Consider the following 23,122-nt stretch of genomic DNA (forward strand, 5'->3'; position numbering starts at 1 on the left):
ATGTTGCAAGAGATAGGTACCTTTTCATCACTGTATGACCATTTGAAGGGATTACCTGAAAATGAAACATTTTTGAATCATTTGGAAATGGGTGAATGGAAGCGCTTTTCCAAATCGGAATTTCTTGAAACGGTACGCTATCTTACACTGGCATTCGATGCAAGAGGATGGCGCGATAAAAAGATCGCGATAGCGGTCTCTCCTTCTTCATACTGGCTGATGGTTGACTATGCACTGATGCTTTGCGGTGCGGTCAGTGTACCTCTTTTTACTAATATCTCGCCCAAAAACCTGCATTTTGAGATGGAAAACGCTGAGATCGATACAGTGTTTATGCAAACCGATGAGCAAAAAAATGCTATATATCTTGCTGATGAGAGTGTTACTTGTATCCATTTTAGGCCTGCGGATCCTCCATGTCAATCCTTCGAGTCATTCATCAAAGAGGGGAAAAGTATCGATCTGGCTGACAATACGAAGTTTGATCGTCTTTTATCCATGATCACACGGGACACACCGCTCACTGTTGTGTATACATCGGGTACTTCAGGATTGCCAAAAGGAGCACTGCTTACCCATGCAAACCTGATCTCACAGCTCATAGACACGGAACTTATCTATAAGCTTTATCCTGAAAGTGACAGAGCACTCAGTGTGCTTCCTTTGGCACACATCTTTGAGAGAATGGTCATGTACTTTTATCTGAGTCAGGGAGTCAGTGTCTATTTTGTCGATAAAGTCAAACATATAGCAGCAATTATGCAGGAGGTCCGGCCAACCTTGATGACCGTAGTACCAAGACTGCTTGAGAAGGTCTATTTTCGGATGTACCAAAAAGCACTTGACAATGCGTTCTTCAAACGTCACATCGCAATGCTGGCTTTCAGATATGCAAAACAAAAGATACCAGATGGTACCTCAAGCTTGCGGGCAAGGTTCTTCGATCATCTCGTGTATCAAAAACTGCGTGACTCTATGGGTAAAAAGTTCCGTATGATGATCTCGGGTGGGGCACAGCTTCCCGAAGAGATCAATTGTTTTTTTACCAATATCGGTATACCTGTGTATCAGGGATACGGGCTCACTGAAGCCAGTCCGGTGATCTGTGCGAATGCACCCGGTGATAATAAAATAGGTACCTGCGGCAAACGCTATGCACATACGGAAGTCAAACTCAGCAGTGAGGGTGAACTTCTGGCTAAGGGGCCTGGGATCATGCAAGGTTATATCAATAATCCTGAAGCGACCAAAGAAGCAGTAGATGAGGAAGGATGGCTTCATACAGGTGATCTGGCTGAGATTGATGCAGAGGGGTACATCACGATCACAGGAAGAAAGAAAGAACTTGCCAAAACCTCTACGGGTGAATATATTTCGGTGCAATATATAGAAGAACTTTTGACGGCCTGCGGATGGTTTGACTATGCAATGGTCATCGGGGATGATCGGCCTTTTGTCGTCGCACTGCTGATGCTCGATCCCAATATGATAAGTAGTTACGCACAAAAACATGGATTTTCAACGGCCCAAGAGGCTGCTGTATCCAAAAAATTCAAGCAGCATATAGACACCTTTATCGATCAGGTCAATACAAAACTGAACGATTGGGAGAAGATACGGAACTATCATCTGATCACTGAAAAGTTGAAAATAGAAAACGGTGATATCACCCCGTCAATGAAACTTGCCAGAGAGCATGTCAAAAAGCATTTTGAAAATGAGATCGCACAGATGTATGGAGGCCATAGATGAAAAGAGAACGTATTGCGATCATTTCGGGACTTCGCACGCCAATGGCAAGAGCAGGGGATAAGTTTCAACATCTCCAGGCGGATACCCTGGGGACCAGGATCATACGTGAAACAGTGATGCGTTCACCTCTGGGTTTTGACGAATTTGACGAAGTTATCATTGGAAATGTCGCACAGCCTATTCATGCGGCGAACATAGCCAGGGTCATTGCGCTGCGTTCTGGGTTTCCTCGTGAAACTCCGGCTTTTACTGTCAACCGTAACTGTGCTTCAGGTATGCAGTCGATTACTTCGGCTGCCGATCGTATACGTGCCAATGAAGGGAATATCTATCTGTGTGGAGGAGTGGAATCGATGAGCAATATCCCGCTGGTCTATAATCAAAAGATGACTGCACTCTTTCTAAAACTCTCTAAATCGAGAACCTTTTTGGAACGCTTCCATGCGCTTTTGAGTTTTCGTCCGGGTTTTCTTAAACCTATTGTCGGCTTGATGTCAGGTTTGACCGATCCGGTGAGCGGTCTGATGATGGGTTCAACCGCCGAAGTATTGGCCAGGGAATTCGGGATCAGCCGTGAAGCACAGGATGATTTCGCATTAGAGAGCCACAAAAAAGCAGCAAAAGCCAAACAAAGCGGCAGGTTCGCACAAGAAATGATGCCGATCATCTATGATGAAGAGAATGGCAAGATACTTGATTATGATGACGGTATCAGAGACGGACAAACGATAGAAGCACTCGCTGCACTGGAGCCTTACTTTGATAAAAAGAACGGAACCGTCACTGCAGGAAACGCATCACAGATCACAGACGCTGCTGCCGCAGTCATCGTTATGGGAGAGGAAGAAGCAAAACAAAGAGGCTTGACACCGTTGGGATATGTCAGTGACTATGTGTATGCAGGGCTCGATCCCAAACGCATGGGGTTGGGTCCGGTCATCGCAACCCATAAACTTTTCAAACGGACAAAGTTAGGTATGAAGGATATCGATCTGGTCGAGATCAATGAAGCCTTTGCTGCCCAGGTCATCGCATGTTTGCAATCATTTGACTCTACGGTATTTTCCAAAAAGCATTTTAATGAAAGTAAAGCTGTCGGTGCCATCGATCCTGCGATACTTAATGTCAATGGCGGTGCAGTAGCATTGGGACATCCTGTGGGAATGACGGGTACGCGCATGGTACTGACACTCTTGCATGAACTGAGAAACCGTCATCTTCAGCGGGGATTGGCAACACTTTGTATCGGTGGAGGGCAGGGTGCATCACTACTGCTGGAGGTAGAATAATGGACTATTTTAGACTGGAAAGACAAACCGACCAGATCGCAACGCTCTATTTTGATACGCCTGACAGCAAAGCCAATGTTTTCTCCACGACTGCACTTGAAACATTTGAAAGATATTTAGATATGTTGGCGCAGGAGAATACGCTTAAAATCCTTTTTATCGAAAGTACCAAAGAGGATATCTTCATTGCCGGGGCAGATATTCATGAGATCAAGCTGGCAAAAGATGCTCCGAGTGTTGAAACCTTTATACAAAAAGGACAGGACATCTTTAATAAACTTGAAAAATTACCGTTTGTAACTGTAGCGATCATTGACGGTGCATGTCTGGGCGGCGGGCTTGAGATGTCCCTTGCCTGTAATTACCGTATAGCTACATCAAACTCTCATACCCGCATAGGATTTCCGGAGATAAAGCTGGGTATTATACCTGGGTTTGGAGGTACACAGAGGCTCTACAGGCTGATAGGATATGCTAAAGCCATGGAACTCATTGCGGGTGCGAAACAGCTTACAGGTGATGAAGCATTCCAGGCAGGTATCGTCGATGCAAGTGTGCCGCAGGGGTATTTAGGATTTAAAAAAGATGCACTGGTCCATGGAATTTTAGACGGTACTTTAAAAGAGAAGATCATCTCTCAGCGAAAAGGGATCAAGTGGTACGAACATTTGAGAATAGTACGGCGTATAATAGAAAAGATAGCAACAAAAAAAGTTTTAAAAAAAACTCAGGGGCATTATCCGGCACCACTGGCCTTGATCAATGTAATAAGTGAGAGTTTCGGTAAGTCTATAGAAGCAGGTCTGTCCATCGAAAGAGATGCAGTGACCCAACTGGCACTCACCTCAGAATCCAAAAATATGGTCGGACTTTTTTTGATCTCAGAGAGGCTCAAGCATGAGACGTTCAGTAGAGCAGCTCCCAAAACGATCCTGCATGCTGCGGTCGTAGGCACGGGTACGATGGGGAGCAGTATCGCATGGGCACTGGATAATCAGAAGATCGATGTACGCCTGAAAGTGCGTAGTATCTCCAGTGCAGCCAATGCGGTCAAGAAGATACGACAGATCTATGAAACGATGAAGAAACGCCGTAAAATCGATAGACGTCATATACAACTCAATATGGACAGGATCACATATGCATTGAATGATGAAGGATTTTCGAGAAGCGATTTCCTTATAGAGGCGGTAAATGAAGATATCGATGTAAAAAGAACAGTCTATAAAGAGTTTGAAGCACTCCTGGAACCAAATGCGATCATCGCGACGAACACCTCTTCTATCTCTATCAGCGATCTGGCCAAAGATCTCAAACACCCAGAACGTTTTATAGGAATGCATTTTTTTAATCCAGTGGAACGCATGCCTCTGGTCGAAGTGATCCCCGGGGAGTTGAGCGATGAAACAACGATCGCAACGGTTGTTAATCTTGCCAAAAGTATGGGGAAAACCCCTGTCAAGGTGAAGGATAGCCCGGGATTTCTAGTCAACAGGGTCTTATTGCCTTACCTCAAAGAAGCAGCAATGATGTTTGAAGAGGGTGAAGATATAGAAAAGATCGATCGGATACTCACAGATTTCGGGATGCCAATGGGCGCATTTTTACTGATGGACGAAGTAGGCGTGGATATCGGTGTGGAAGTTGCCACAGTGCTGCATACAGCATACGGTGAACGTATGGCCATGGGCAAGGTGCTTGATGGCATGCTAAAGAACGGATGGCTTGGCAAAAAGAGTGGTACCGGGTTTTATAACCATGGACAAAAACGCCCATCGATCAATCCTCATATCCATATACTCCAAGAAGGTGAAACACGTTTGGATGCCCAGGCGATCATTCAACGTGCACTCTATATCATGATCAATGAAGCTTCACGTTGTCTTGAAGAGGGGGTCGTGGAGGATGCTGCATACCTGGATATGGCTATGGTCATTGGTATCGGGTTCCCAGCTTTTAGAGGAGGTTTGATGCGGTATGCAGACAGTGTCGGTATCGCTCAGATCGTAGAAACACTGAAACACTTCAGTACCACTTACGGCGATCGGTTTAAGCCATCCTCATTACTGCTTGTGATGGCACAAAAGCATGAAACATTTTACGGAGGGCAATGATGTCTTTAAAAACATTCAGAACAAATTACATTACCAAACCGCTTTTTAGGACACTCAAGCGTAAAGGATTGCTGCCTTCCATCTCCGATACGGAAAAAACAGCATTAAGGGCGGGCAGTGTCTGGATAGAAGGAGAACTCTTCAGCGGCAAGCCCGATTTTGAAAAGATCTTCTCTTATAGCTATCCGACACTCTCCAAAGAGGAGCAGGCATTTTTGGACAATGAAGTCGAAGAGGTCTGTGCGATGACGGATGACTGGCAAGTTTTTCAGACCAGGAGACTGCCTAAGAAAGTTTGGGAGTATCTCAAGGATAAACGCTTTTTTGGGATGATCATACCGAAAGAGCATGGAGGACTCGGGTTCAGTGCCTACGGACATAGCTGTGTGATCGAAAAGCTTGCTACACGATCCCAGGTACTTGCTATTACCGTCATGGTACCAAACTCATTGGGACCTGCAGAGCTTTTGCTGCATTATGGAGAGGAGAAACAAAAAGAGTATTATCTGCCGCGTTTGGCAGAAGGCAAAGAAATACCCTGTTTTGCTTTGACAGAGCCAGAAGCGGGAAGTGATGCCGCAGCGATCCGTTCTCATGGTACCGTCTTCAAAGATAGTAACGGAATGCTCAAGATCAAATTGGAATTTGAAAAAAGGTACATTACCCTGGGTGCCATCGCAACAGTTATCGGTCTTGCATTTGTCTGTAAAGACCCTGAAAATCTGCTTGGGATGGGGGAAGAGCCTGGTATCACCTGTGCACTAGTGGATGCTAAAAAAGAGGGGGTCGATCAGTCCAGACGCCATGATCCTATGGGGGTACCTTTTATCAATGCACCGCTGGTCGGAAAAGGAGTCGTTATCGATATCGATGATGTGATCGGAGGGAGTGAAGGCGTAGGCAAAGGGTGGCAGATGCTGATGGAATCCCTTGCGGTCGGCCGCGGTATTTCACTTCCTTCCACGAGTTCGGGCGGCAGTAAACTGGCAGCATTTGTTGCTTCGACATACAGTGTTGTACGGTATCAGTTCGGTATTGCCATAGGTAAATTTGAAGGGATTGCCGAAGTGATAGGGCGTATGGGTGCAGATGTCTATGTGATGGATGCGGCTAAAAACTTCACACTCGGGGCAATCGACACCGGAGCGAAACCTGCCGTGGCCAATGCCATCATGAAATACCACAGTACGGAAAAATTTCGAAAAAATATCATGGATGCGATGGATATACAGGGTGGAGCGGCCATTAGCATGGGTCCCAAGAACCTTCTTGCACATGCCTACTATGGTGCACCGATATCGATCACGGTAGAGGGTGCCAATATCATGACACGTACGCTGATCCAGTTCGGTCAGGGAATGATACGTTGTCACCCTTATGTCTATGCAGAGATCGAGGCACTTGAAAAAGAAGATATCGAAGCCTTTGATACGAACTTTTTCGGACATTTGGCGCATATCGGACGGAATATGTTAAGGGCTTGTCTTCTTGGGATCACAAGAGGGCATTGGCATCGCCCCGAAAGCCGGGGGATAGCAGCTCGATATGAGCAAAAGCTGGCATGGTGTTCGGCGCAGTTTTCCTGTATGAGTGATATAGCCCTCGGGATCATGGGGTCAGGGTTGAAAAAAAGAGAATCAGTCTCTGGACGCTTTGGAGATGTATTGTCCCAAATGTATATACTGAGTGCAGCACTGAGACGTTTTAAAGCAGAAGGAAGTCTAAGATCGGATGAAGTCATACTTAAGGTTGCGATGGAGGAGGGGTTTCGCAAGATAGACGAAGCCTTTTGGGGGATACATCAAAATCTCTCTTCCGGGCTGCTTGGGATGCTGTTTCGTTTCAAAGGCTTCTGTGGAAGGATCAACCCAATGGGAAATGCAGCCAATGACCGTGATCTGCATGCTGTCGCAATGCTGCTTGCATCGGATGAGTCCGTACGTAACCGTGTATGCAGCAATATGCATATAGGAGGCAGGGTCGAGGAGCTGCACGAAGCTTCGGATCTGATGATGAAAGCCAAAGAGGCGATCAGAAAACGGAAAAAAACGGGAGAGGATGCATTGAGCGAGAATGAGAAGAGGCTTTTGGAAAAAGCAGACAGAGCCCAAGCGCATATCATTGCAGTCGATTCCTATACGATAGAGGATTATTTTAAATGCTGAAGCTGATACTCTGGATATCATATTTCATTATCTATTTGATCAAAAAACTCAGTGGTGCCAACATCACTACAAGCGGTGAAAATATACCCGATCCCCCTATAATGTTTTTGGCAAATCACTTTACACGTTTTGAAACATTTGTCGTACCTTATTTGATCTTCACCAAACATAAGTATGTATCACGTTCCTTGGCCGATGACACGATCTTTGTAGGATGGTTGGGTGAGTATATGAGATTGGCAGGTACCATCTCAAATAAAAATAAAGAACGCGACTGTATCATATTGGATGATCTGATTTCGGCCAAAGCATGCTGGATCATCTATCCGGAAGGAGAAATGGTCAAAAACAAACAGATCAGTTTTGAGAACGGCGAGTTTCACATCCATATGGAAGATTATAACGGGCATGTGCATACAGGTTCCGCTGTACTGGCACTCAAAGCCGAGATCATGCGCGAACGTATCAAAACTATGGATGATGAAGCAGCGATCCGACGGTTTTGCAAAGCCCATCGTGTGGATCGTTCCAAACTGCAAGAAGGCGTGCATCTCCATATTATGCCGCTTTCGATCACCTATTATCCTATTCGTCCGGGTGAAAATAGACTGCTTTTGTTCATCGATAAGTTTTTGAACCTGCGGGGAACACGTTTTTTTGAAGAGCTGGAGGTAGAGATCAACCTGTTGATGAAAGCCAATATGCATCTCCATTTTGGAAAACCGATCGTAGTTAAAGAGTATATTGATGCATATCTTTCTAAACATGGTGGTACCATTGATGATGACAGCCTAATGGAAGAACTCATTGAGAACCAGAGAAAGAAACTTACCACAGATATCATGCGTGAAGTGTATGGTAATATGCAGATCAACTTTGATCATATCTTCATTCTGAGCCTTGTGACTATGCCGACCTTGAAAGTCTGCCCCAGCTATCTTAAAACATTGATCTACAAGAATGCCAGAGAGCTTCGGGTTATCCCAAAATTAAACCTGCATCCGGAACTTCAAACAGGTCTGTTCAGATTGATCCTTGATGAGGACTATGCACCGTTCGTCTCTGCCCTGAAAATAGCAGATGCACAGAATATCCTTTATCAAGACAGTGACGGGGATTATCTTTTTGATAAAAGTTTGTTGGAAAAAAACTATGATTTTCATAAGATCAGAGTGAAAAACACTATGCAGGTTGTTCTGAATGAGATCAATTGGCAGGAAAGATTTGTTAGCAAAGCAAAAGAGAATGCTACATTGAGTGAACAGGAGCTTAGAGTTGATAATTTTGAATATCTGAAAACATCTGATAGAAAAGAGTTTGAAAGAGAATATGTCTATTACCATTATCTACCGCCAGCAAAAAACAGCATCGGTGTTCCACAATTCTATTACGATCAAAAAAATTCGGTTGGACTGGTCTTCTCACACGGCTATCTTTCCGTGCCTGCAGCACTTGAGGAAATGGCAAAATATCTCTTTGAAAAAGGGATCAATGTCTATCTTGTGAGACTCAGAGGACACGGTACGGACCCTAGAGCACTTCAAAAGGTTAAATTTGAAGAGTGGGAGTGTGATTTTGGACGCGCTTTCACGGCTATGAGGCAAGTGTGTGACAAAGTCTTTATCGGAGGATTCTCTACCGGAGGGCTTTTGGCACTATTACATGCCGGAAAATATCATGTGGATGGTGTGATTGTGGTCAATACTGCCCTTAAACTCAATAACTTAAAGGTGGAATATGTCGTTACGACACTGAATGCCTTTAATGAGATGGTCGTACATTTGCATGCACAGGGTATCAAAGAGTGGATCGATAACCACAGTGAACTTTCTGATTTCAATTATCCAAGACACCCGCTTTCATCTGTTTCTGAACTAGAAAAACTGATGGATAAAACCCGTAAACTACTTTCACAGGTAGATGATCCTATTTTGATCATTCAGGGCGATCATGATCCTGTAGTCTATACGAAAAGTGCCAATATGATCTATGAAAGGGTCAGTACACAAAAGAAAGAACTGCTATTTATCCCTAGTATATACCATAATATTCTGACGCCAGGTAAAACTGATCCTTATGATCTTTATGAAAACATCTATGACTATATTATTCGGGCAATTGCTAACTAATATCGATACCATACGCTAGAGAAATAGAGACAGTTGGATGCGTTATTTTTTAAGTCTCTAATAGATGATCTTATCTCCGACATGTATCATACCACTTTGTACAATGAGAGCCCTGTACCCGCCTATATATTTCAGTCCCTTCATCATATCTTCATCTAACAGTCTAGAGAGGTAACGGCAGGGAGGGCAGGTACGTACGATGCGGAACTTTGCCGTTCCGATGGTAAATATTTTGTCTTCCAGAAGTGAAGCATCGAAGTTTTTGATGACAAGATTTCTACGCAGATCCAGAAAATCCAGATCACTCCCCAATCGTCTGTTACACTCTGCAAGGGATTCAAAAGGAAGTATGCTGACCTCTCGGACATCCTGGGAGAGTGGGGGTTTGTTGAAGGTACCTTGCCCGTAGAAATAACGGTCACCTTCCAGTCCTTTGCCTTTGACAGCCCGGACACGCTCTACATAATGCAAAGGTTCTTTGGCTTTTTCTCCGATGATAATGGCATGCAGGGTCATGATTTTCAGACACTATTCGGGTCTGTATACCCTTACATTTTTAACATCTTCCGCATCCCGCAGATATTGGGCATGCAATTGACTCATGATCCCTTTGTCACAGTAGAGGAGATACTCTTTGTCCTGCGGCAGCTTCTTGAACTCTGTTTTGAGTTTGTGGAAAGGAATCTTAATGCTCTTGCATGGTGTTTGGATGCATTCATCTTCCGTACGTATATCTATGACCACATACTTGTCATCATTGAGATCATGTATCACCTCTACCGGTGCTGCATTGGTGACATCATCGATGATCTCATCCACATAGATCTTCTGTGCATCTTCTACGGCTTTATCCAACACACTGTAATCAAAACGTGCTGCTTCTTTTTCCATACGTTTGTATGAACCGTGTGTAATAGGGTTCTTGGAGATGACACCGCAGTACTCCGGCATATTCTCTGCAAAACGGCGTGTACCTATCTCACTGGCTATCTTGATGATCTCCGGTTTGTTCATGGTAGCCAGAGGACGTAAAATGAGTTTATTGGTCACCTGGTCTATGAGTGCCAGGTTACGCAGGGTCTGACTTGAAACCTGTGCCACACTCTCACCCGTAAGCAGTGCATCTATCTCGAGTTCATTGGCCACTTTTTCAGAAGCAAGGAGCATCAGGCGTTTCAGGGTCACACCCATATAGCTCTCATGTGTAGAACGGAATATCTCCTCGATCACTGCATCAAACGGTACAGAGATGAAAGAGACACGATGCGACGCACCGAACTTGGACCAGAGGTAAAGGGCCACCTGCTTAACACCTATCTCATGGGCGATCCCCCCAAGATTGAAGAAGATAAAATGGGTTTTTATACCTCTTTTCATCGTGAGGTAAGAAGCCACTGTCGAGTCAAAACCGCCGGACATCAGCGAGAGGATATCTCCCTGTGTGCCCAAAGGAAAACCGCTGAGTCCTGCATGTTTGAGAGTAATGATATTGAGTTGCTTGTTGATAAGTTCCAGACGAATGGTCACTTCGGGATGATGCAGATCGACACCTTTTGTGTCATTGTGTGCCAGCATATATCCGCCCACCGTTTGCTCTATATCAAGTGATCTAAAAGGGTGTTGTCCCGAACGTTTGACACGTACCACAAAGCTCTTGCCAATGATCTCTTTGGCCATCATTTCATTGACCTTGACCTTGATCTGATCCAGTGTTTCCATGCCGTCAAACTGTAAAGCTTCAAGGACCTGCTCTATACCCGGAGTGTCAAGGAGCGTTTGGCGTACTTCCGTGAGAAATTCTATAGGTGTCACAACCTCAATCTTATCAGAAAACTTTTTGACGGTGATCTCAGCACTGTATCTGCCTAAAAGTTTTACAAGATTATTGTAAAGCTGTCCTACCATCTGCTTTTTGGCAGATGCACCTTTGACCATGATCTCCGGAAAGAGTTTTAAAATGAATTTTTGTGTTTTGACTGATGGTGTTCCCACTGTTGTATACCCTTGTTTTTGTCTGAGCGGCATTATAACACAAGAGGACTAAATGGCTATCACCTAATCTTCAAGCGGAAAGTGCAATGATACAGATCTTGATGCTTCAAAAAGGGCCTGCGTTGCAATGAAAACACTGCGGTTTGTATTGAGCAGAGAGATCACGTTCTTTTCGTTGATACCTTTATGACTGATAGAGATACTTGCTTCGTTCATGATTCGATGATTCTCTTCTTCTGCTTTAGAGAATTTTTCCTTACAGGTATCCATACTCCACACTTCATCCATATAATTGATATAGATCATGATCGCATAGAGAAGATTTCTTCGTATCGCATCATAAATAGTATGAATGGTCTCACTGCTGCTTTCGGAGAATTCGTTCATATCATTCTTGATATCTTTAAGCATTTTTGCTGCATAGACAGATTCACGTACAGAAGCTAAAAGTGTATCCAGGCTCTCTTTCTCATCCGGCAGTAGATCCTGTTGGTTCAAAGCCGACACAAATTCCATGATCTTGATCTCTATCTCTTTGATCGTGTTATAGGCTATTTTATGATTGAATTCTATTTGGTCCTGATTGGCTTCTACGGCCTCTTTCAAACCAAGTTTTTTTACAAAAACATCATTGGGTTTTATATTTGCGATCAAAAGTGCATATTTCATTGTTTTAACAAACAGATTGTTGACTTCATCACGTAATGCCACAAGAGCCGTTTCTGAAAATTGGGGATCGACCAAATGTATGTATCGTGTGGGTGCTGGTTCAACATGTACGAAGAGTTGATTCAGGTATTTGGCCATCAATGATACAAAAGGAAGAAGCAGCACCACACCGAGCAGATTAAATATCGTATGAAAGAGTGCCAATGCTATGACCGGGTCATCATACAACTTTTGAATCCCCATCAAAAAGTGTGCCAACGGTGTCAGTATGATAAATGCTGCTATTGCGGTCATAAAATTAAATATAAAATGTGCCAGTGCAACACGCTTTTTATCGGGTATACCACCCATAGCACCAATCATTGCTGTCACGGTTGTCCCTATATTCGTACCTATCACCATTGCAGCAGACTGTTCAAAGCTCAAGATATGTACATAAAGTGCACTCAGTACGATCGCCGTAGCTGCCGAACTTGACTGGATCAATGCAGTGAGAAAAAATCCGATACCGATAAAAGCGATGAGAGGTAAATGTGAAAATTTCTCAAGATCAATAAGAGTGGTCAAAGATTCTATAGCGCTTTTCATAAATTCAAGACCAAGAAACAGAAGACCAAACCCCACAAATACCTTGGCAACGAGAGTGATCTTTTTATGATCAGGCGCAAATATAAGCAGTAGCCCTCCTGCACCTATCATAGGCAGGGCAAACGCTTCGATCTTGACCTTGAAACCCAGTGTGGCTACGATCCATGACGTCAGTGTCGTACCCACATTTGCACCAAATATAACGACAATCCCTGAATACAGTGAGATCAATGACGCACTTACAAAAGAGAGCGTCATAAGCGTGACAACGGAAGAACTTTGAAGCAGGGCAGTCGCAACAGTCCCGGTCATGAGTGATTTTATCGTAGAGGAAGTTGAATTCTTGACCCAGCTTTTAAAACGACGGCCCGCTGACTCCTTCAATGCAAGTTCCATATACAACATACCAAACAGGAACATTCCCAAACCAGAAAGTGCTTGTACAAGTTGCGCAGTCATACATTTATCTCTTTTTTTGACCATTATAACACTATTATTGTCATCAAGCAACCAAGTCATTTGAATAATTATGACTGTGGCAAGGGTTAAAGGTATTTAACACTATCACCATATTCATAAATTATTTTCAGTATTTCTAAAATTAATTTATCTTATACTTAATTTATGTATATCAAAAGGAGCTCAATATGAAGCATAAAAAGATAGAGCATAGTAAACCTTTAGTGGATCTGTTACATGGTGAACCTACAGAAGGCATAAGCAGGAGAACCGCACTTAAAATGATGGGTGTTGGCGGTGCAGCCACACTGATGGGCTTGCCTACTTCTACACATGCAGATGAAACATCCACAGTCAAAAGTGAAAAGAACGCCAGGATCCTGGTCGTAGGCGGTGGGGCAGGTGGTATTATGGCACTTGCCAGGCTGCACAGTGCTTTGTCCAATGCAGATATTACGATCATTGCACCCAATGAAACACACCTGTATCAGCCCGGACAGGTCTTTATGGCCGCCGGTCTTTATACGTTAGATGATATTGCTAAAGAGAATAGAGAGTTCATACCGGAGGATGTCACTTGGATCAAAGATGAAGTCGCTTCTTTTGATCCGGATAACAATAAAGTGACTACACGTGCAGGGGTGGAAGTTCTTTATGACTATATGGTCGTAGCCACAGGTATTGTCTACCATTATGACTGGATCAAGGGACTGAGAGAAGAGGATATCGGTACAAATGGTATCTCCAGTGTCTATCTGAACAATCTGGAAAAAGGTACCGCCAAAGGCGGTGAAGTCACATGGGAATGGTTCAATGCACTCAAAGAGGCAGCAGCTTCAGGAAAAAAACCAACGGCTCTCTATACAAGCCCGAACACACCGATCAAATGTGGCGGGGCACCGCAAAAAATTCTCTATCTTAGTGCAGATCATTTGAAAAAAGATGATCTAGGGGCCAATTTTATCTACGTAACAGACAGTGCAAAGTTGTTTAGTATTCCTGAGATCGAAAGTTCACTGCTCGAAGTACAGAAGAGATATGACACCATTACCAATCATTTCAGACACAATCTTGTTGCTATAGATGTAAAGAACAAGGTAGCCACTTTTGAAGAGACCTATGAGGTCAAAGGTGAATATGATGAAGATCTGGAAGAGTATGATATATCAGAAGAGAAAAGAATGGTCGATATCGCTTATGACTTCATTCATGTCGTACCGCCTATGGGGCCGCCTCAGGCATTGGCGGATTCTCTTTTAGGATGGCAAAAAGGTACAGCTAAAGGATGGCTTGAAGTAGACCAGGTAACGCTACAGCATAGAAGATACCCAAATGTATTCGGCATGGGTGATGTCTGTGGTATTCCGCTAGGAAAAACCGGCGGATCTGCAAGACATCATGGTCCTGTCGCTGTGGGGAACCTTGTTTCGGCATTGGAAGGCAAACCACTGGTAGAGAAGTTCGATGGGTACACTGTATGCCCGCTTAAAACGCAATATGGTGAGATCATCATGGCAGAATTCAACTATAAAGGTCTGGCACCTACCATGCCATTCCTGGATCCTGCAAAACCAAGATTTATGTGGTGGGTTTTTGACCTGTATCAGTTGAAACCGATGTACTGGTATCTTATGTTGAGAGGTTGGTTTTAGAAAATAGAGAGCATTGTATAATGTAAAATTATCTAATGATATTTATAATTATAAACATCATTGGAATTCCTATGATATACTTAGCACATATAAAAAATAAAAGGGGTTGAAGATGAATGGTTTTGATGCACTTTATGCAAAAGCAAAAGATCGTATACGGGCGTTGTCTGAGTTACCTTCGATCAAAGAAGAGTCGATCGAACAGATGCTTGAAGCACGTGGCGTTGAGCGGCGTGATTTCATGAAGTGGGCTGCGGGTATTACCGCAATGCTTGCCTTACCGTCCCAGTTCACCCCTTTATTTGCTGATGCTGTGAAAATGGCAGACCGCATACCATTGGTCTGGCTGCATTTTGCAGAGTGTACAGGATGCAGTGAATCATTTATACGCTCGGATGCGCCAACGATCGATTCACTTATCTTTGATTATATCTCTCTTGAATACCATGAAACACTGATGGCTGCATCAGGCTGGCAGGCCGAAGAAAACCTGAATCATGCTTTGAAAAAATATGCAGGAAGATATATTTTGTTGGTTGAAGGGGGTATACCCACAGCTATGGATGGACAGTATTTGACCCTGGGGCCCCAAAGCCGGACTGGGCTCAGTGTAATCACTGAAGCGGCCAAAGATGCAGCAGCGATCTTCTCCATTGGGACCTGTGCCGCGTTTGGCGGTATTCAGGCTGCTGCACCTAATCCTACCGGTGCAAAAGGTGTGGACAAGGTGATCTCACAACCCGTGATCAATGTGCCTGGCTGTCCTCCAAGTGCTTCAAATATCGTCGGGACACTGATGCACTTCTTACTTTTTGGTACACTGCCGGCCCTGGATCGTTACCATCGTCCAAAATGGGCATACGGTAACCGTATACACGATCTTTGTGAACGTCGCGGACATTTTGATGCAGGAGAATTCGTAGAGAGTTTCGGTGACGACGGGGCCAAAGAGGGATGGTGCCTTTATAAACAGGGATGCAAAGGTCCTTATACCTTTAACAACTGTTCCACGGAACGATTCAACCAGCATGTCAATTGGCCTATTGGTGCAGGCCATGGCTGTATGGGATGTTCTGAACCAGACTTCTGGGATACGATGGGGCCATTGGAAAAACCCATTGATTCTCATCTCGTCATGGGACTCAATTCTACCGTTGATAAGATCGGAACGACACTTCTTACTGCTACGCTGGTCGGTATCGGTGCACATGCCGTTGCGAGTATCTTTATGAATAAAAATGATGAGAAGGGGGAGTAAGTCATGGGTAACAGACGTGTAGTGATCGATCCGATCACGAGAATTGAAGGCCATCTGCGTATAGAAGTAGAAGTGGATGAAAACAATGTGGTACAAAAAGCCTACTCCTCATCCACATTATGGAGAGGTATTGAACTTATTCTCAAAGGGCGTGACCCTAGAGATGCAGGCCTAATGGCTCAGCGCATCTGCGGTGTTTGTACCTACTCACACTATAAGGCTGGAGTAGAAGCGGTAGAAAATGCATTGGGTGTGGAAGCACCCTACAATGCACGATTGGTACGTTCGCTTCTGAATGAATCCCTTTATATGCATGACCATGTGGTGCATTTCTATCACCTGCACGGGCTTGACTGGGTGGATGTGGTCTCAGCATTGAGTGCTGACCCTGCAAAAGCATCAAAGCTGGCTTTCAAGTATTCCGACTCTCCTATTGCAACAGGTACGGATGAACTGACGGCTGTTCAAAAAAGAGTCAAAGAGTTTGTTGATAAAGGGCAACTGGGACCGTTCGCCAATGCCTATTGGGGAAACGGCACCTACAAATTCTCTCCCGAACAGAACCTTATCGCACTGTCTCACTATCTTAAGGCACTGGAAGTACAGCGTGTAGCCGCACAGATGTTCGCTATCTTTGGTGCAAAACAGCCACATCCTCAAAGTCTTGTAGTGGGTGGAGTGACCTGTGTGAGAGATATATTGAGTCCTACCCGTCTGGCCCAATGGAAAGAAAAATACAAGATCGTTAAAGATTTTATCGACCGTGCCTATCAGGCAGATATCATCATGGCTGCAGAAGCCTACGGTACAGAAGAGACCGTACTGGGTGGCGTAGGGGTAAAGAACTTTCTTGCTGCTGATGCATTTATGCTGAACCGCACAGAAAATCTTTTCCAAAGCGGATACATTAAAAACGGTGATCTCTCTCAAGTCTATGATATAGATGATATGAAAATAGAAGAGGATGTAACACATGCCTGGTACAAAGGCACAACGCCGCTTCAACCCTATGATGGGGTCACAGACCCTGAATATACAGGTTTTATAGATGGTGACACCGTCAATGGAGAAGCAAAGATCATTGATGAAACGCAGAAATACTCATGGGTGAAAGCACCTCGTTATGATGGTGAAGCGATGGAAGTAGGTCCTCTATCTTGTCTGCTCGTCAATTATGCCAGAGGTAATAAAAAGGTGCAAAATGAAGTCGGCGCCTTCCTCAAACGTACAGGATTGCCAGTGGGGGCACTCTTTACGACACTGGGCAGAACCGCAGCGAGAATGCTTCAAACTAAATTGATCTCTGACAATGCCATCATAACGTTCAATTCATTGGTGGAAAATATTAAAAGTGATGACAGTACCTATACCAAGTTTGAAATAAACCCTGACAAAGAGTACACAGGACGTTTTATCGGTGAAGTGCCTCGCGGGACACTGAGTCACTGGGTACGTATTAAAAATGGTCTTATTGAAAACTATCAGGCAGTCGTACCGACAACCTGGAATGCCGGGCCGATGGACGGTAACGGTACAATCGGTCCTTATGAAGCATCTCTGGTAGGATTAAAACTTGAAGATCCTGCAAAACCGCTTGAAGTTTTGAGGGTCATACACTCTTTTGATCCATGTATGTCCTGTTCTGTGCATGTGATGGATATGAAAGGGGTAGAACTCAGTGAATTTAAAGTAACCCCTATGAGCAGTGGAGCGGCCTGTTAGGGGATTAAATGAAAATGTTCATACAGATAAACGAGAAGGAGTAACCGTGGGACAACCAGAAAAATATACGTCAGACCATCCTGATTTTGTCTATAGTGCTATCAATCGCATCCTCCACTGGATAAGGGCGCTTGTGATAACTGGCCTTATCATCACAGGTTTTTACATCGCTGAACCTTACCTTTCCTCAAAAGGTTCAAGCGATATACTGATCTATGGAGAGTGGTCTATGTGGCACTTTATCCTGGGTTTCATCCTTATCTCTTCAGGGTTGTTAAGGATCTATCTTTTCTTTTTTGGAAACGACAGTGGAAGAGAGCTGAGTTCGCTCAAGGATGTCTTGAGTATCAAGTCCTGGATCACGCAGTTGAAATCTTACTTTTTTATCGGGGAGTTGCGTAAAAAAGGTTTTTATGGTCCTTTACAGTTCATTATTTACACGGCTATTATGATCCTGGTTGTTTTGGCTTCGATCACAGGATTGATCCTGTATGTCCATGTCTATCATCAGGGAATAGGTGGCTTACTCTATGAACCTATGCGCGTGATTGAAGCATGGATGGGTGGCCTTGCCAATGTCCGCTATATTCACCATATTACAATGTGGGGTTTTTTGATCTTTATTCCTATACATATCTATATGGTCGTCTGGTCTGCGGTTCGATTCAAGCATGGTGCACTGGATGTGATGTTCACAGGTTATGACTACCATCTGAAAAAAAAGCAAGAAGAGAAAGAAGAGAATACGTGAAAATACTACTACTAGGCATAGGTAACCTGCTTTTTGGGGACGAGGGCATAGGTGTCCATTTCATCAATTATATAGGAGAGAAATACCGTTTTGAAGGTGAACCAAAGATCGATCTGGTGGATGGAGGAACCCTGGCACAAAGACTCATACCTATTATTGTAGAGTATGATCATGTGATCATTGTTGATACGATCAATGCTCCGGGCGTACAGGCGGGTGAAGTCTACTTCTTTGATTTTGATGCTATACCTGATACTGTAGACTGGCAGGGAAGTGCACATGAAGTTGAAATGCTGCAGACCCTCAATATGATGGACCTTGCAGGTGATCGTCCGACTACGATGATCATGGGAGTCGTACCCACAGTAATAGAAGCCACAGAATTCTCTCTTTCTGAAGGTGTGGCTGCCGCTGTACCACTGATGGAAAAGACACTGCTGCATTACTTAAAGAGCATGGGGATCGATGCGGTGAAAAAAGCTGAAGTCGATATACAGGCCATTCTCCCAAATTCATATAGGGTACTTGATGCATATTGCATTTAAATTTAGATACACCCATAGTAATGGGTTGTTCGCACGGCTGTTATACCGCATCAATGAACTCTCAAATCTGCCGCTTTCACTGCATCAAAATGGTACAGAGTTCAGGATAGAAGCTTCAGGTGACCAAACAAGTTTAGAGGCACTGGCGGAACAAATAGCCTCACTCGTACCCCAATCTCTCTTTTTGGAAGCGTACAAGATAGAAGAGGCTGACACTGAGGAAGCTTCTGAGATACTCTCTAAGAATGATACTCCATATGAAGTGCCCTATTGTCCTGAATGCCAGGAAAAAGTGATCAACACATTAAATCCCTTTCATCTATGTACTGTTTGCGGGTTCAGCGAAGTGTCTATTTCTATGGATGATCTCACTAGATATACAGGCATCACAGCAACTACAGATGAGGACTTTTTTCTGCAGTTGGCAACTGCTTTAAAGGAGACAGGGGAATTGACCTTGCCCACCTATAATGGTACACGCCGCTTTGCTTTGTTACATACAAAGGAGCAGAACGGGCAGGGTATTCTTTTTTGTGATCCTACAGATATTTCCGATAAATTTCTTATCACGCAAGGTGAACTCGATAGCTTGATGACGGTGGAAAAACCTTCCATACGTTTGAAACCGAAATTGAGGTTTCGTTCTGAACATGAACTAAATAAACCGTTTTACCCGGTTTTTTTCGCAGATGATAAGATCACTTTGGCTCTCTCCACAGCACTCAAAAGCAAAGGCATCGATGCAGTCTATTGCGACTGTCTATCGACACTGCGTGTTGCAACCGCACTGGATGAACAGATGATCATTACATCAGGTCGTGATATGCTTCCATGTTCTATGGATATCCCTTTAAAACAACCTTCTTTCTGTGACTATAACGGTTTCCAAGCCTATGGAGATGCAAATGGCTTACAGTTGAACAAAGTACTTCACTTAGAAAAACCAACGATACACTATATTGCAAACCATGAAACACCTAACGTTGCCAACGCGATACGTTTTGAACCTGCACATGCCGCCATGCGTTCCATTGTACTTGAACATGGACTGGGAGGAGAAGCTCTCTGCGGGATACATTTCAGCCGGGTTCATCCATCTCATATCTTCTCTTTTTCCACCAAAATAGGCTATACCCCTATGGTACTCTTCAGAGATAATGCCATCACACAACCAAATCAGTTGTTAGAAGCGATCAAAACTATGGACGAGGGTGGTATGCGTCTGGTGAACAATTTCCAAAAACGTTTTCCTGCCCTCTATGATACGATCGAACAAGTGGAGTTTACCTCCCATACCGATATTTCTGACATTACCAAAATATGGTCTATGGCAGCTGTTTTTATCGGCTTGTATGCAGGGAGTGATGCACTGGAGTCATGCGAAAAACTTGAGTCGACTGCTATTGAATTCAACGGTAAATCCGGTCCTCGTATCGATTATAAGGTCATAAGCACAGAAGAGGGATACCAGCTTGACCCGAGGCTTGCCATCCGTTCTGCCATGAGTTTCAAACTTGCCGGCCTTGATGACTATCTTCTGAGTTTTGGTTTTATTGATTCTTTGGCAGACTTTATTGCACTGCAGGCTGAAAATGCGGATGCAAATATAGGGATCCGCGGTGTGACACTCAGCGGTGGGTTATTTGAAAACCGTCAATTGTTGATGCGTGCCTATAATGCTCTGAGCGTCAATTATCCGATCTACAGAAACAAGCGTTTGAGCATAGACGATGCCAATGTCGCATTCGGAGCGATCACCCTTGGAAGTGAATAAAAAACTCGACATCACAGGGATCGTACAAGGCGTAGGTTTTCGTCCTTTCGTCTACCAGCTCGCGGACCGTTTCCATCTGAACGGATCCATATGTAACACTGCATCCGGGGTAAAGATAGAGCTTGAGGGTCAAGAGCATGCCATTGATGCTTTTACAGATGCACTCTATGAAGAATTGCCTCCTTTAGCACGTATTGATGCATTCTCAAGTGAAAATGCACCGTATGTCGGTCATACAACTTTTCAAATTCTTCAAAGTGAAACAGAAAATCAGAAATCCACTTTAGTCTCTCCTGATATAGCGATCTGTAAACATTGTCTGCAGGAGATGCATGATCCAACCAATAGACGATATGCCTATCCTTTTATCAACTGTACAGACTGTGGACCGCGTTACAGCATCATAGAAACACTACCCTATGACAGACCCAACACGTCTATGCATGTTTTCAGGATGTGCAAATCATGCAGGAAAGAGTATACGGATCCCTTGAATCGACGTTTTCATGCACAGCCTATCAGCTGTCCTGACTGCGGGCCCACGCTTAGATTACTTGATAACAGCGATAAAGTCTTAGAAGAGGGAAATGACACTATAAAAACAACTGCTGAGGCCATCAAAAAAGGTGCTATTGTCGCAGTCAAAGGACTTGGAGGATTTCATCTGATCTGTGATGCGACCAGCACCCATGCCGTTGAAAAATTGAGAAGAAGGAAACAAAGGCCACTCAAGCCTTTTGCTGTAATGTTTCCGGATATCGAAAATATCAAAGCTTCTGCAGAAGTATCTCCAAGGGAAGCAGAACTGATCACTTCGAAAGAAAAACCTATCGTGATCGTTCCTCAAAGAGAAGAGAGTTCTATCTCTTCTCTTGTAGCACCGGGTATCGATCGTATCGGTGTTTTTCTTCCTTATACACCTTTGCATCATCTTTTGCTCAGAGAGCTCAATGTCCCTCTTGTCGCCACAAGTGCGAATCTGAGCGATGAGCCGATCATACGGGACAGTGTTGAGTTACTTGAAAAACTTGGCCCGGTTATTGACCTGGTACTCGACCATGACCGTGATATACGCAATGCAAATGATGACAGTGTGGTGCAAATGGCAGGAGATGAGAAGATCACGCTTCGTATGTCCAGAGGCTATGCACCCAAAAGCATAAAGCTGCCATTGAAGAGTAAGAAAAAGATTCTTGCTGTCGGAGCCAATCAAAAGAACAGTATGGCTTTGGTCTTTGATGATACGCTTGTGATGACTCCCTACATCGGTGATCTGAATTCACTGGAAGCCTTCGAATATTTTGAACGTACACTGCGCTCTTTTAAACGCTTTTATGATTTTGAACCTGATGTCATCGTCTATGACAAGCATCCGGAATATATGACCACAAAGTGGGTGAATGAATCACAAAAAGAAAACCCTGAGTTACAAGCTATTGAAGTCCAGCACCATTATGCTCATCTACTTGCAGCGATGGGAGAACATCAGATTGATGGAAAGGTGTTGGGCTTTGCATTTGATGGAACAGGCTATGGTGATGACGGAAACATATGGGGCGGGGAAGTGATGATAGCGGATCAGCAGAACTATGAACGTATCGTATCCCTTGCATCTTTTCGTCTTCTGGGAGGAGAAAAGGCCATTAAGGAGCCACGCAGAACTGCACTTTCGCTCTTGTTTGAAACCTATACACTGGATGAGATAGTTACACTTAAGATACCGCTACTACAGCAGTTTTCTGATGAAGAGATCCTTATGCTCCATAAGGTATGGGAGAAGGGTATCAATGCTCCATTGTGCAGTTCTATGGGAAGACTCTTTGATGCGGTGGCAAGCTTTGCAGACATTGTACATCTGTCAAGTTTTGAAGGAGAAAGCGGCTTGCGCATGGAACAGTATGTCGACGAGAATATCACTGACATCTTTGAGTTTGAGATAAAAAGTGGCACCATAAACCTGCAATCCATGGTAAGATCCATGGTCAAAATGAACGATAAACAACAGATGGTCTCCACCTTTTTCAATACGATCACAGAGATCATTTTTCATATCGCTCGGAAACATCCTGCACTTCCGCTGGTTTTTTCCGGAGGTGTTTTCCAGAATAAAGTACTGGTGGAGAAAATAAGCAGTCGCTGTAAAGTAGAGAACCGTACCTTTTATTTTCAAAATGAAACAGCGATCAATGATGGAGGTATTGCATTCGGACAGGCATGGTATGCCTTGCATGATTACTCAACACAAAACGCATGATCAAGATAC

The 23,122-nt window shown here is 43.9% G+C and carries 15 protein-coding genes; 12 read left to right on the forward strand and 3 right to left on the reverse strand.

Features of this window, described 5'->3' with window-relative positions; genetic code table 11:
• The 5 genes from LDM98_RS01855 to LDM98_RS01875 are packed head-to-tail and all read left to right on the forward strand — an operon-like array spanning window position 1 to window position 9,449.
• Window positions 1-1,752, forward strand: coding sequence for a long-chain fatty acid--CoA ligase (locus LDM98_RS01855; RefSeq protein WP_223897639.1), 1,752 nt, complete (start codon window positions 1-3; stop codon window positions 1,750-1,752).
• Window positions 1,749-3,041, forward strand: coding sequence for a thiolase family protein (locus LDM98_RS01860; protein WP_223897640.1), 1,293 nt, complete (start codon window positions 1,749-1,751; stop codon window positions 3,039-3,041). Before LDM98_RS01855 ends, LDM98_RS01860 begins: the two co-directional genes overlap by 4 nt.
• Window positions 3,041-5,155, forward strand: a complete 2,115-nt coding sequence (locus tag LDM98_RS01865) for a 3-hydroxyacyl-CoA dehydrogenase NAD-binding domain-containing protein (protein WP_223897641.1) — start codon at window positions 3,041-3,043, stop codon at window positions 5,153-5,155. Before LDM98_RS01860 ends, LDM98_RS01865 begins: the two co-directional genes overlap by 1 nt.
• Window positions 5,155-7,320, forward strand: coding sequence for an acyl-CoA dehydrogenase (locus LDM98_RS01870; protein ID WP_223897642.1), 2,166 nt, complete (start codon window positions 5,155-5,157; stop codon window positions 7,318-7,320). Before LDM98_RS01865 ends, LDM98_RS01870 begins: the two co-directional genes overlap by 1 nt.
• Window positions 7,314-9,449, forward strand: coding sequence for an alpha/beta fold hydrolase (locus tag LDM98_RS01875; RefSeq protein ID WP_223897643.1), 2,136 nt, complete (start codon window positions 7,314-7,316; stop codon window positions 9,447-9,449). The genes LDM98_RS01870 and LDM98_RS01875 overlap by 7 nt, the downstream gene beginning before the upstream one ends.
• 57 nt (window positions 9,450-9,506) lie before the next feature.
• On the opposite strand, the gene LDM98_RS01880 is transcribed toward LDM98_RS01875, so the two are convergent.
• The 3 genes from LDM98_RS01880 to LDM98_RS01890 are packed head-to-tail and all read right to left on the reverse strand — an operon-like array spanning window position 9,507 to window position 13,181.
• Window positions 9,507-9,965 carry an MOSC domain-containing protein gene (locus tag LDM98_RS01880; protein ID WP_223897644.1) on the reverse strand — a complete coding sequence of 153 codons (459 nt, stop codon included), beginning with the start codon at window positions 9,963-9,965 and terminating at the stop codon, window positions 9,507-9,509.
• 12 nt (window positions 9,966-9,977) lie between these two features.
• Window positions 9,978-11,474, reverse strand: a complete 1,497-nt coding sequence (thiI, locus tag LDM98_RS01885; RefSeq protein ID WP_223897645.1) for a tRNA uracil 4-sulfurtransferase ThiI — start codon at window positions 11,472-11,474, stop codon at window positions 9,978-9,980.
• A gap of 30 nt (window positions 11,475-11,504) precedes the next feature.
• Window positions 11,505-13,181 (reverse strand): Na/Pi cotransporter family protein, encoded by a 1,677-nt coding sequence (locus tag LDM98_RS01890; protein ID WP_223897646.1) that lies wholly within the window; start codon window positions 13,179-13,181, stop codon window positions 11,505-11,507.
• A gap of 164 nt (window positions 13,182-13,345) precedes the next feature.
• Here LDM98_RS01890 and LDM98_RS01895 point away from each other — a divergent pair, with 164 nt between their 5' ends.
• The 7 genes from LDM98_RS01895 (at window position 13,346) to hypF (ending at window position 23,113) form a co-directional block, all read left to right on the forward strand.
• On the forward strand, window positions 13,346-14,809 hold the full coding sequence (locus LDM98_RS01895; protein ID WP_223897647.1) for an NAD(P)/FAD-dependent oxidoreductase: 1,464 nt from the start codon (window positions 13,346-13,348) through the stop codon (window positions 14,807-14,809).
• 112 nt (window positions 14,810-14,921) lie between these two features.
• Entirely contained in the window at window positions 14,922-16,067 is a 1,146-nt protein-coding gene (locus LDM98_RS01900) for a hydrogenase small subunit (RefSeq protein ID WP_223897648.1), read from the forward strand.
• A 3-nt stretch (window positions 16,068-16,070) separates the two neighbouring features.
• The gene (locus LDM98_RS01905; protein ID WP_223897649.1) at window positions 16,071-17,789 is read left to right on the forward strand and encodes a nickel-dependent hydrogenase large subunit; all 1,719 of its coding nucleotides are present in this window, start codon (window positions 16,071-16,073) and stop codon (window positions 17,787-17,789) included.
• A gap of 46 nt (window positions 17,790-17,835) precedes the next feature.
• Window positions 17,836-18,540 carry a Ni/Fe-hydrogenase, b-type cytochrome subunit gene (gene cybH, locus LDM98_RS01910; protein ID WP_223897650.1) on the forward strand — a complete coding sequence of 235 codons (705 nt, stop codon included), beginning with the start codon at window positions 17,836-17,838 and terminating at the stop codon, window positions 18,538-18,540.
• Entirely contained in the window at window positions 18,537-19,085 is a 549-nt protein-coding gene (locus tag LDM98_RS01915) for a HyaD/HybD family hydrogenase maturation endopeptidase (RefSeq protein WP_223897651.1), read from the forward strand. The genes cybH and LDM98_RS01915 overlap by 4 nt, the downstream gene beginning before the upstream one ends.
• A complete protein-coding gene (locus LDM98_RS01920) occupies window positions 19,069-20,859 on the forward strand; it encodes a hypothetical protein (RefSeq protein WP_223897652.1) in 1,791 nt (596 codons plus the stop codon). The genes LDM98_RS01915 and LDM98_RS01920 overlap by 17 nt, the downstream gene beginning before the upstream one ends.
• Window positions 20,852-23,113, forward strand: a complete 2,262-nt coding sequence (gene hypF, locus LDM98_RS01925; RefSeq protein WP_308443043.1) for a carbamoyltransferase HypF — start codon at window positions 20,852-20,854, stop codon at window positions 23,111-23,113. The genes LDM98_RS01920 and hypF overlap by 8 nt, the downstream gene beginning before the upstream one ends.
• The last annotated feature ends 9 nt before the right edge of the window (window positions 23,114-23,122 follow it).

It is taken from the genome of Sulfurovum sp. TSL1 (assembly GCF_019972135.1).
GTDB lineage: Bacteria > Campylobacterota > Campylobacteria > Campylobacterales > Sulfurovaceae > Sulfurovum.

Coding starts and splice junctions, on each gene's coding strand:
- LDM98_RS01855 (WP_223897639.1), top strand. CDS start 1: ATGTTGCAAGAGATAGGTACCTTTTCATCACTGTATGACCATTTGAAG.
- LDM98_RS01860 (WP_223897640.1), top strand. CDS start 1,749: ATGAAAAGAGAACGTATTGCGATCATTTCGGGACTTCGCACGCCAATG.
- LDM98_RS01865 (WP_223897641.1), top strand. CDS start 3,041: ATGGACTATTTTAGACTGGAAAGACAAACCGACCAGATCGCAACGCTC.
- LDM98_RS01870 (WP_223897642.1), top strand. CDS start 5,155: ATGTCTTTAAAAACATTCAGAACAAATTACATTACCAAACCGCTTTTT.
- LDM98_RS01875 (WP_223897643.1), top strand. CDS start 7,314: ATGCTGAAGCTGATACTCTGGATATCATATTTCATTATCTATTTGATC.
- LDM98_RS01880 (WP_223897644.1), bottom strand. CDS start 9,965: ATGACCCTGCATGCCATTATCATCGGAGAAAAAGCCAAAGAACCTTTG.
- thiI (WP_223897645.1), bottom strand. CDS start 11,474: ATGCCGCTCAGACAAAAACAAGGGTATACAACAGTGGGAACACCATCA.
- LDM98_RS01890 (WP_223897646.1), bottom strand. CDS start 13,181: ATGGTCAAAAAAAGAGATAAATGTATGACTGCGCAACTTGTACAAGCA.
- LDM98_RS01895 (WP_223897647.1), top strand. CDS start 13,346: ATGAAGCATAAAAAGATAGAGCATAGTAAACCTTTAGTGGATCTGTTA.
- LDM98_RS01900 (WP_223897648.1), top strand. CDS start 14,922: ATGAATGGTTTTGATGCACTTTATGCAAAAGCAAAAGATCGTATACGG.
- LDM98_RS01905 (WP_223897649.1), top strand. CDS start 16,071: ATGGGTAACAGACGTGTAGTGATCGATCCGATCACGAGAATTGAAGGC.
- LDM98_RS01920 (WP_223897652.1), top strand. CDS start 19,069: ATGCATATTGCATTTAAATTTAGATACACCCATAGTAATGGGTTGTTC.